Consider the following 3,602-nt stretch of genomic DNA (forward strand, 5'->3'; position numbering starts at 1 on the left):
AGTAGCTAATATTAATTTTGGAACTCAGGCCGGGCAAATAACTATATTCGGTAATGGAAATCATGCTACTAGTAATGCCAAAGCCATAGCCATTAACGGAGGAACAACTAATACTGCTTCCAGTATAGCGATACAAGGAGAACATAATACGGTGAAGCAAAAAGTAGAAAGCTTTGCTTTTGGAGGCAAAGCAACTGCTACTGGTAGTACTACTGTGGGAGTATTTGGAGACCCAAAAAATAAAAATTCCATTACACTTCACTCCAAAGCTTTAAGTTTTGGTCAAGGTGAAGCTATCTCAAATGCCACAGTAGATGCGCAGGGAAATAATGGATCAGTTACAGCAAAATCTTTTGCATTAAATTTAGGAGGCGGATCTGCTTCGGCTTCTACCTATGTAGCCACCTCTATGGATAAAGCAAAAGCCACAGCAAAAGCTACAGCCATTAATATAGGTGCTGGTTATGCTATTGCCGATGCAACGATAGAAGCTATGGGTGGTACAGCATCAGCTAAATCCCTAGCCCAAAATTTTGGAGATGGTAAAGCAGAAGCCACTACATCTGCCACTACTTTTGATGCCAACGATGAAGCCATGGGAGAGGCCATAGCTATTAACCTGTTTGGTATTGGCATAACATTCACCAATATAGTGACGATGAACGGCGGTTTGGCTACAGCAATGGCAACAACAGGAGGTCCCAGCTTCAGTATAAGTACCATAGAGCTGAGAGGAAATGGTAATCAAGCACTTATCCGTCAAATGGGAAGAGGAAATACAGCCGAAATCATCCAATCTGGTGATTACAACCTTTACGAAATTAATCAACAGGGAATAAGCCAAACCGCCCTTATCAATAAGAAAGGTGACAGTTGGAATAATAAGGCCCTAATTACTCAGTCAGGTAAAAATAGCTTCTTGGATGTAGAAATGAGCGGAAGAAATAATACCCTTATCAGCCAACAAAGAGATGATCAGCAAAGGATGAAAATTAATTTGAAGGGAAACGATTTTACCGTTTATGTTAAACAATAAACCATGTAATTATTCAACAGGAGAAGCATTTATTGATGTAATAAGAAAATACATTGAAGACCAAGAAATGTCTTGTTCTGAAATAGGTTGACGGCTAAATATTTAAATTATTGTTATTCTTTACAGCCTCCAAAGCATTTGTTTTGGAGGTTTTGTCTTTAATCAGCCCCTTCCTTTTTATTTGTTGATTATGTGTGAAAATCTATAATAAACTTTATTAAGCAAAAGCATTCCCCTATTTTCGCCTGATTAATCATTTTTCCATTGATCTTGAGAAATGGTTTTCTTCAAACAAAGCCCATTTCCAAGCGTTAAATCATTGAAGTCTACCCTTAAATTAGACTTTTGATGAAAAAGTACATTAATAAAAATGGCCACTTTTACGACTGAAATAGCATCTGATCAAATTGCTTCGGATAATCCTGTCCACCAACGTCTTTTGAAAGCTTATTATGAGGCCCAGCCCTATATTCAAGGAGAATTATTGGAAATAGGCTGTGGTGAAGGAAGAGGGGTGGAATTGTTAGCCCCAAAAAGTGAAAGCTACCTGGCTCTGGACAAAATCTCAGAGGTTATTGATCGCTTGCGCCAAAAGTACCCCCATGTTAATTTTCAACAAGCCTTTGTGCCTCCATTTAAAGGAATAGCTGATAACTCTTTTGATGTAATAGTAAGTTTTCAGGTTATTGAACATATAGAGGATGATAAATATTTTCTTCAGGAAATACAGAGGGTCTTAAAACCGGGAGGAAAAGCCATTATTACTACCCCAAACATCAAACAAACGCTTACCCGAAACCCCTGGCATGAACGAGAGTACACAGCTCAAGAATTGAATACCCTTTGTTCTCCAATTTTTTCCAAGGTAGATATGAAAGGGATTGCGGGAAGTGCAAGAATGATGGAATACCATGAAAAAAACCGGGAATCAGTACGAAAGATAACCCGTTTTGATATTTTTAATCTTCAATACCGCTTACCAGCCCCCATTTTGAGGGTTCCTTATGATATCCTTAACCGATTAAATAGAAATCGCCTGAAAAAAAGTAATGATAATTTAGTAAGCAACATTAATCTTAATGATTTTCATCTAACAACTAATATGGAAGAATGCCTTGATCTCTTCTTCGTACTATATAAATAATAATGCTGGAGGCACAAAAATTTGGGTCTCCACTCCTCAAAAGTAGCCTTCACTTCAATCCCTTAGTTAGAAATTTAATTTTGTTAGAAATATTAGCCTTTAATAAATAATTGAAAAGATATCCAACAAACAGTTAATTTATCTCAACAACTCCCCCAATTAGGAATAAACACCCTATAATTTCCCCAAATGTTTAGAAAGATGAAAAACAATAATTGATCTATAGAATTACGCACTGCACACTCCTTTACTTACGAAAAGAAAGGATAATCTTTCGCTAAAGAGACCCTCCTCAAATAGAAGAAGTAAAACCTTGCACCTCCAGGGTTCGCTCTTCACAATTATAATATTTCTCTCATGAAAATCCTCATTCTAGCCCCTTTCCCCTTTGGGAAAGCCCCTTCACAACGATTCCGGTATGAGCAATATCTACCTCATCTTAAACAGCAGGGTCATCACTTTAAAATAATGAGCTTTTTCAATGAAAAAACCTGGGAAGTGCTCTTCTGGCCGGGTAATCGCTGGAGGAAAATCATGGGTTTTATCAAGGGTTTCCTTCGAAGATTTCTCATTCTTTTTGCTGTTCATCGCTTTGATTGGATTTTAATTCACCGTGAAACTGCTCCTTTAGGTCCTCCTCTAATGGAATGGTTTATCGCAAAAGTCTTTCAAAAAAAGATAATTTATGACTTTGATGATGCCATATGGATAAATGCTTCTTCAAAAAAATATTTAAGCCAAAGATTCAAGTATCCCCAAAAGGTGAAAAAAATCTGCCATTGGAGCTATAGAGTCAGCACAGGAAATCAATACTTAAAGGATTTCGCATTGCAGTTCAATCAAAATTCGGTTTATAACCCTACCACAATAGATACTGAAAACCATCATAATCAACTTAAAAACCAGAACTCAGATAAACTTGTAATTGGATGGACGGGAAGTCATTCAACCTTAAGGTATTTGGAACCCCTTCTTCCCATTTTGGAAAAATTGGAGAATAAATATGCTTTCGAATTTCATCTAATTTGCAGTATAGAACCAACTTTTAAGTTGAATTCCCTAATATTTAAAAAATGGCAAAAATCAACGGAAATAGAAGATTTACTTCAATTTAACCTGGGGCTCATGCCTTTGACCAATGATGGTTGGTCGAGAGGAAAATGTGGTTTCAAGGCCTTGCAATATATGGCTTTGGGTATCCCTCCCCTTGTTTCACCGGTGGGAGTAAACACCCAGATTGTGGATCATGGCATAACAGGTTATGTTTGTAAATCTAATAAAGAATGGTTTGTTACTTTGGAGAGTTTACTTCAGAATTGGAAAAAGCGTTCATTTATTGGCAAGGCAGCCCGTCAAAAAGTAATTGAACAATATTCAGTTTTATCGAATCAAAGAAATTTCCTTTCTCTTTTTAGACTATGA

3 protein-coding genes are annotated in these 3,602 nt (G+C 36.9%); all 3 read left to right on the forward strand.

What is annotated here, in order from left to right; genetic code table 11:
• Positions 1–1,036: hypothetical protein (locus E1171_RS04930; protein ID WP_155204673.1), on the forward strand; the 1,036-nt coding region annotated here is incomplete at its 5' end.
• A gap of 370 nt (positions 1,037–1,406) precedes the next feature.
• Positions 1,407–2,180: a class I SAM-dependent methyltransferase gene (locus E1171_RS04935; protein ID WP_155204674.1), complete on the forward strand. Its 774-nt coding sequence runs from the start codon at positions 1,407–1,409 to the stop codon at positions 2,178–2,180.
• Positions 2,181–2,537: 357 nt separating this feature from the next.
• A complete protein-coding gene (locus E1171_RS04940; protein ID WP_155204676.1) occupies positions 2,538–3,602 on the forward strand; it encodes a glycosyltransferase in 1,065 nt (354 codons plus the stop codon).

The sequence above is a fragment of the Xanthovirga aplysinae genome, from assembly GCF_009711365.1.
GTDB lineage: Bacteria > Bacteroidota > Bacteroidia > Cytophagales > Cyclobacteriaceae > Xanthovirga > Xanthovirga aplysinae.

Excerpts from the sequence above, each read along its gene's own strand:
- E1171_RS04935 (WP_155204674.1), top strand. The coding sequence starts at position 1,407 with ATGGCCACTTTTACGACTGAAATAGCATCTGATCAAATTGCTTCGGAT.
- E1171_RS04940 (WP_155204676.1), top strand. The coding sequence starts at position 2,538 with ATGAAAATCCTCATTCTAGCCCCTTTCCCCTTTGGGAAAGCCCCTTCA.